A 6429-nucleotide genomic window follows, 5' to 3' on the forward strand; every position below is an offset into this window, starting at 1 on the left:
TACAAGTATGGGAGGTGTGTGCCTGGCCGCTGTCGACGTCCAGCATTTGTTCAACATTGCCATGATCGGCAGTGATCAGCACTTCGCCGCCTACGGCGCGCACGGCGCTGACAATGCGACCCAGGCTGCGGTCTACCGCTTCTACTGCAGCGATGGCGGCAGTCAGTTTGCCACTGTGGCCGACCATGTCAGGATTGGCGATATTGCAGATGATGGCATCGTACTGGCGACTTTCAATACGGGTGACCAGCGTATCGGTCAGTTCATTCACGCTCATTTCCGGCTGCAGATCGTAGGTGGTGACCTTGGGGGAGGGAACCAACACCCGATCCTCACCCGGGAAGACCTTTTCGTCACCGCCATTTAAAAAGAAGGTGACATGGGCGTATTTTTCCGTTTCTGCGATGCGCAGTTGATGCAAGCCGAATTGCGATACCCATTCACCAAAGGTGTTTTTCAGGCGGGTGGGAGGGTAAGCGACATGCACGTCAAAGCGCTCACTGTATTCTGTGAGGGTAACGAAGTCTGCGAGATGGGGTATCGCCTGCCGCGTAAAGCCATCGAAGTCTGCTTCAATAAAGGGGCGGGTGATCTGCCGGGCGCGATCAGAGCGAAAGTTCATGAATAACACGGCATCGTGATCACTGATACACGCCGGGCTGGCACCAATCCGGGAGGCGGCGACAAATTCGTCGCTTTCGCCACGCGCATAGGCGGCAGCGAGCGCCTCGACACCCGTAGCATAGTGCTCACCCTTGCCGAGGGTGAGCAGATCATAGGTCTGCTGTACCCGGTCCCAGCGGTGGTCACGATCCATGGCATAGAAACGGCCAATCACTGAAGCCAGAGTACCGCCGTGAGTGTTTATCTCCGCGTCCAGCCTCTCCAGAGACGCTTCCGCGCAGCGTGGCAGGGTGTCGCGGCCATCCAGAAAGGCATGCACGTAAACCCGTTCGGCGCCCCGATCTCGTGCCAGGCGCAGCGCCGCGAGAACGTGTTCTTCGTGGGAATGCACCCCGCCCGCCGAAAGCAGGCCAAGAATATGTACAGCACCACCCTGTGCCTTGGCGGCATCCACCGCCGCACAGAGGGTGCCGTTAGAATAAAAGCTGCCATCGACGATGGCACGATTAATACGTTCGTACTCCTGATACACCACGCGACCGGCACCGATATTGATGTGCCCGACTTCGCTGTTACCCATCTGCCCGCCCGGAAGTCCTACAGAGGCCCCAGACGCACTGATGAGGCCATGGGGATAACTCTGCCACCAGCCATCCCAGTTCGGCGTGCGTGCCTGGGCAATGGCATTATCCTCGAGTTCCTCGCGATAACCCCAGCCGTCGAGGATCAGGAGTAACACCGGACGTGGTTTATGAGTCATCAGTTTCCTCTATGTGGCGAACGCACCCCGTTAGTGAAAGGCATTAGAACAGATCGGGCGAATCCTGTCATGGGGCCATGACCAGCGGTTTCAGATGCCAGATATCCGTGTTGTACTGGGCGATGGTCCGGTCACTGGAAAAAACGCCGCTGGCCGCCGTATTGAGGATGCTGAGACGCTGCCACTCGGTCTGATCACGCCAGAGTTCCGCCGCTTCCCGTTGCTTCAGCTTGTAGCTGGTGAAGTCGGCGAGCACCATCCACGGGTCATGGGGATGGGTGACGGCATGGACGACGGGGTCGAAAATACCTGGTTCAAAGGCGTTGAAATAGCCGCTCTGCAGCAGGTCCATGACCCGCGCCAAATCACGGTCCGCCTGAATATATATCTCTGGATTGTAGTGCCCGCGCAGTTGTCTGACCTCTTGGGCATTGAGCCCGAAGAGGAAAAAGTGCTCCGCACCGACCGCTTCGCGAATTTCAATATTGGCACCATCCAGAGTGCCGATGGTCAGGGCACCATTCATCATGAACTTCATGTTGCCGGTACCGGAGGCCTCTTTACCCGCCGTGGATATTTGCTCGGAGAGGTCAGTCGCCGCGCAGATATGCTCCATGAGGGAGACCCGGTAGTCCGGTAGGAAGCTCACGCGCAGCAAGCCCTCCGTATCGGGGTCGTGATTGATGACGTTGGCAATGTTATTGATGAATTTGATGGTGCGCTTGGCCATAAAGTAGCCGGGCGCCGCCTTGCCGGCAAACAGGACATTGCGGGGGGTCACCTCGGCAGCTTCGCCACGCTTGATGCGGTCGTAGAGGTGAATGACATGCAGGGCGTTGAGCAGTTGCCGCTTGTATTCGTGGATGCGCTTCACCTGCACGTCCACTAAGGCATCGGAAATGAAGGTGACGCCGGTATGCTGATGCACGAGTGCCGCCAGCCGTTCCTTGTTAACGCGACGTACCTCTGTCCAGCGCTTGCGGAACTCCGCATCGTCTGCTGCCGGTGTCAGGTTCCGTAAGCATTCCAGGTCGTGCTTCCAGTCGGGGCCGATGCGCTCGGTGAGGAGGTCACGCAGCCCTGGGTTGGCCCATTGCAGCCAGCGTCGCGGTGTCACCCCATTGGTTTTGTTGTTAAACTTCTTCGGCCAGAGACGGTGAAAATCGGCGAAAAGCTCATCGCAGAGGAGTTGGGTGTGCAATGCCGCGACCCCATTGACCGAAAAGCTGCCCACCACGGCGAGGTGTGCCATACGCACCATCTGCTCGCCGTCTTCTTCGATAATAGATAGCCGCCGCAGCAAGCCGGTGTCGCCCGGTGCGCGCCGTGCCACATCTTGCAGGAAACGCCCATTGATTTCAAAGATGATTTCCAGCAGGCGTGGCAGGAGCTGTCGGAATAAACGCACCGACCACCGCTCTAGTGCTTCGGGCAGTAACGTGTGGTTGGTATAGGCCATGGTGTGACTGGTGATGTCCCATGCGTCTTGCCAGTTCAGGCCATGCTCATCCATCAGCAGGCGCATCAGTTCCGGCACGGCGCAACTGGGATGGGTATCATTGAGCTGGAAGCAGTGATGTTTGGCAAAATCGCGGAAATTTTCGCCATGGACAGCGACCCAGTCCGCGACCACATCCTGAAGACTGGCGGAGGCCAGAAAGTACTGCTGGCGCAGGCGCAACTCTTTGCCGTTTTCGCTGCTATCGTTGGGATAGAGCACCATGCTGATATGCTCTGCGTTGTTTTTTGCCGCGACCGCCTCGGGGTAAGCGCCAGCGTTGAATTCGCCGAGATCAAAAATGTCGGTGGATGCCGCACGCCAGAGGCGCAGGGTATTGACCACTTCATTGCGATAGCCGGGAATGGGGATGTCGTAAGGTACGGCAAGCACATCGTGGGTGTCGACCCAACGCCAATGCATTTCCCCTTGAGCATCATAATAGGTGTCGCTACGCCCAAAAAAATGGACCCGGCGCACGCGCTCTGGCCGTTTCAGTTCCCAGGGATAGCCGTTCTTCAACCAGTGATCAGGTTCCTCTACCTGTTCGCCACCACGAATTTCCTGACGGAACATGCCGTAATCGTAGCGGATACCATAACCCGTGACCGGCAAGCACAGAGAGGCGCAGCTATCCAGAAAGCATGCCGCAAGGCGGCCCAGGCCACCGTTACCCAGGCCGGCGTCAGGCTCAACCTCGATAATGTCCGTCAGCTCACGATGCTCCTGGGTAAGTATCTCGCGTGCGGCGTCTTCCAAACCCAGATTCAGCAGGGTATTGCCCATAGCCCGCCCGAGCAGGAACTCCAGGGATAGATAAAAGGTGCGCTTGCCATTCTCGGCGGCGGCTTTTTTCTGGGTGCCCTTCCAGCGCTCGACCAAGCGGTCACGCAGACTCATGGCCAGAGCGGTATAAACGCTGCTCCCCGAGTTTGCCGTTTCTTCGGCGCCCAGAGTGCGCAGCAGATAATGACGAGTGTCCATGCACAGACTGGAGGCATCCATACCCAAAGGAGGTAGAGAACACGCGGTTTTGCTAAGGCGTGGGGCAGGCATGGTGAAACTCCTCAAAAGGCGGGTGACAGATAATCCATCATAGAGTGATGTTATGGCCCAAGGAAAGGGGGGTTATTGCTTGTTTTTTGTCACTGCCGCATCCATCTATAGAAGGGACCAATCGATAAAGGAGAATGCATGATGGCTACCGTAACTTGGGTGTTGGTGAGTAATGCCGCGGAGGCGCGCCTCTTTAAAAATGAAGGTTGCGATACAGGGCTGCATCTCTTGCAGGATTGGACCCACCCCGACAGCCGCAAACATCAGGACGATCTGGTGACAGATGCGGGAGGGCGCGTTCAGCAGAGTTTCGCCGCCGGGGCACGACCTGGCATCGAATGGCAAACCAGTCCTAAAGAGACGGAAATGCTGCACTTCGCCAGTGAACTGGCGACCTATTTAGGTGAGGCGCGAAAGCAGAATGCTTTCCAACACCTGGTGCTTGTCGCTTCTCCGCATATTCTGGGTTTGCTGCGCGAAAAACTGGACGCACCTACCAGCGCAATGGTTTCAGGCACTTTGAGCAAGGATTATACTTATATCGGTGTTGAGGAGCTCAGTAAGCATCTCGCCCAGGTCATGTGTCCATGAGGGGGAAGTAGTGGCCAAATCGCTGGCAGATTTTATACGGAATGCGCGCAGTCAAATTCGCGAAATAGACTGCGATACGCTGGAGGGCTGGCTGCGCAGCCGCGATGATGTGCTGGTGGTGGATGTCCGGGAGTCCTGCGCCTTCGTGGAGGGGCATTTGCCCGATGCTATCCATGTGCCCCGCGGCTATCTGGAGGCTTTGGCCGATCCGGAGTATGGCCATTGTCATCTGGAGTTGGCCTTGGCGCGTGGTCGGGTCGTTGTCCTTTACTGTGACAGTGGAACGCGCTCCGCGCTGGCAGCGGTGACTTTGCAGGAGATGGGCTTTACCGAAGTTTATAACCTTGGCGGCGGCATCAATGTCTGGGATGCCGAGGATAAGCCCATCGTTTCCTAAGTGGCTCGAAATCTAGCCAATGTTCTCGCCAAAGTTTTCATGATAGCGCGCCTGAAATTCCGGCCAGGTAAAGCGGTGGTTCTGGGTGCCCGGACTTTCAATCTTGTAGGCGCCCATCAGCGAGGCGACCTTGCCGATCGTTTCCCAGCCGAGGTCGCGCTCCAGTCCATATAGCAGCCCTGCGCGATAGGCATCACCGCACCCGGTAGGATCCAAAACGGCTTTGGGCTTGGCGGCCGGAATGATCGTCTCCTCGCCATCATGATAAATCACCGAGCCATGCTCGCCGCGGGTGACAATCAGGGCTTTCAGACGCTGACAGAGCTCGTCGACACTGAGACCCGTGCGTGCCTGTACCATCTGGCACTCATAATCATTGACGGTGAGGTAGTCGGCGCGATCAATCAGATGCGTCAGGGTTTCCGCATCAAAGAGGGGCAAGCCCTGGCCCGGATCAAACAGCGTGGGGATGCCAGCATTCGTAAGGTCTTCCAAGTGCTGCACCATGGCGCCGAGGCCATCGGGTGAAACAATGGCCCAATGCACGTCCTCGGGAATGCGGCCGGCCAGATGATTTTCCTGGGCCTGAAACATGGCGCCGGGGTGAAAGGCGGTGATCTGATTGTCGTCCAGATCAGTGGTAATGAAGGCCTGCGCGGTGTAATGGTCTGGGAGAATTCGCAGTAGGCTGGTGTCTAACTCTTGTGCCCCTAGGTGATCGAGGTAGGGTGTGAAGTCCTGGCCAGCGGTGCCGACAATCAGTGGGTTGCCACCTAACAATTTTAGATTGTACGCGATGTTGCCAGCACAGCCGCCAAAGTCGCGCCGCATTTCTGGGACGGTAAAGGACACGTTCAGCATGTGTACCTGATCGGGCAGAATGTGCGCCTTGAAGCGGTCCTGAAAGACCATGATAGTATCAAAGGCCAGAGAACCGCAGACGAGAGTGGACATGAAAACTCCTTGTTGGTTTTTTGTCAAAATGGGTTAATTGGTGTGGTATATTCATCTAAATCAGGCTACGATTGTAACAGGTTTCAGTTCACAGTGCTGCTATATACGAGGTGCATTAGGTCATGAAGTGGGGGTTGCGCGCTTTACTGGTATTCTCCGGGCTTGTCCTTGCTATTCCGGCTTGGGCGGCGGGCCAGTCTGCGCATGATGAGACCTACATCAATCTCTTTGGCGGGAGCACCTTTTTTGATGCATCCAGCGGACTGGCCGGCGGAGGTAATGCTGGTGTGGTTGGCTTGCGCCTGGGGCATCGTGTGGATGCCCATGTGGGGGTTGAAGCGCAAGTGGCGGCAGCCTTTGCTCAGTTGCAGAGCCCCGCGCACGCTAGCGCCGCCAATCAATACAGTGGCGCGGTCCTCGGTAATCTTTATGCTTTTGACAGCCCGGACACTCCCTACCTCTCTCTAGGTTTGGGGGCATCCAGCAACCTATTTAATAACCAGCTCGGGCGGGGCACCTCGTTGATGGGTGTCTTCGGGGTAGGATATC

Annotated in this window: 6 protein-coding genes; 3 read left to right on the forward strand and 3 right to left on the reverse strand. The window is 56.9% G+C overall.

The window, feature by feature from the left end; all coding sequences use genetic code 11:
• Both gpmI and AC2VNK_RS01415 read right to left on the reverse strand, forming a co-directional pair.
• On the reverse strand, positions 1 to 1384 hold a 1384-nt coding region (gene gpmI / locus AC2VNK_RS01410), incomplete at its 3' end, for a 2,3-bisphosphoglycerate-independent phosphoglycerate mutase (protein WP_486882539.1).
• 67 nt (positions 1385 to 1451) lie between these two features.
• Complete coding sequence (locus AC2VNK_RS01415; RefSeq protein ID WP_486882540.1) at positions 1452 to 3938, reverse strand: glycogen/starch/alpha-glucan phosphorylase; 2487 nt, start codon at positions 3936 to 3938, stop codon at positions 1452 to 1454.
• A 138-nt stretch (positions 3939 to 4076) separates the two neighbouring features.
• Between AC2VNK_RS01415 and AC2VNK_RS01420 the strand changes: the two genes are divergently transcribed.
• Together AC2VNK_RS01420 and AC2VNK_RS01425 are read left to right on the forward strand one after the other, a co-directional pair.
• The gene (locus AC2VNK_RS01420; protein ID WP_291521084.1) at positions 4077 to 4529 is read left to right on the forward strand and encodes a host attachment protein; all 453 of its coding nucleotides are present in this window, start codon (positions 4077 to 4079) and stop codon (positions 4527 to 4529) included.
• A 10-nt stretch (positions 4530 to 4539) separates the two neighbouring features.
• Entirely contained in the window at positions 4540 to 4926 is a 387-nt protein-coding gene (locus AC2VNK_RS01425) for a rhodanese-like domain-containing protein (RefSeq protein ID WP_486882541.1), read from the forward strand.
• A gap of 12 nt (positions 4927 to 4938) precedes the next feature.
• Here AC2VNK_RS01425 and AC2VNK_RS01430 read toward each other — a convergent pair whose 3' ends face one another.
• Entirely contained in the window at positions 4939 to 5880 is a 942-nt protein-coding gene (locus tag AC2VNK_RS01430) for a carbohydrate kinase family protein (protein ID WP_291521088.1), read from the reverse strand.
• 122 nt (positions 5881 to 6002) lie between these two features.
• Here AC2VNK_RS01430 and AC2VNK_RS01435 point away from each other — a divergent pair.
• A partial coding sequence (locus tag AC2VNK_RS01435) for an outer membrane beta-barrel protein (protein ID WP_486882542.1) occupies positions 6003 to 6429 on the forward strand: 427 nt, incomplete at its 3' end.

It is taken from the genome of Acidithiobacillus sp. TH-A35 (genome assembly GCF_057473505.1).

Excerpts from the sequence above, each read along its gene's own strand:
- AC2VNK_RS01415 (WP_486882540.1), bottom strand. The coding sequence starts at position 3,938 with ATGCCTGCCCCACGCCTTAGCAAAACCGCGTGTTCTCTACCTCCTTTG.
- AC2VNK_RS01420 (WP_291521084.1), top strand. The coding sequence starts at position 4,077 with ATGATGGCTACCGTAACTTGGGTGTTGGTGAGTAATGCCGCGGAGGCG.
- AC2VNK_RS01430 (WP_291521088.1), bottom strand. The coding sequence starts at position 5,880 with ATGTCCACTCTCGTCTGCGGTTCTCTGGCCTTTGATACTATCATGGTC.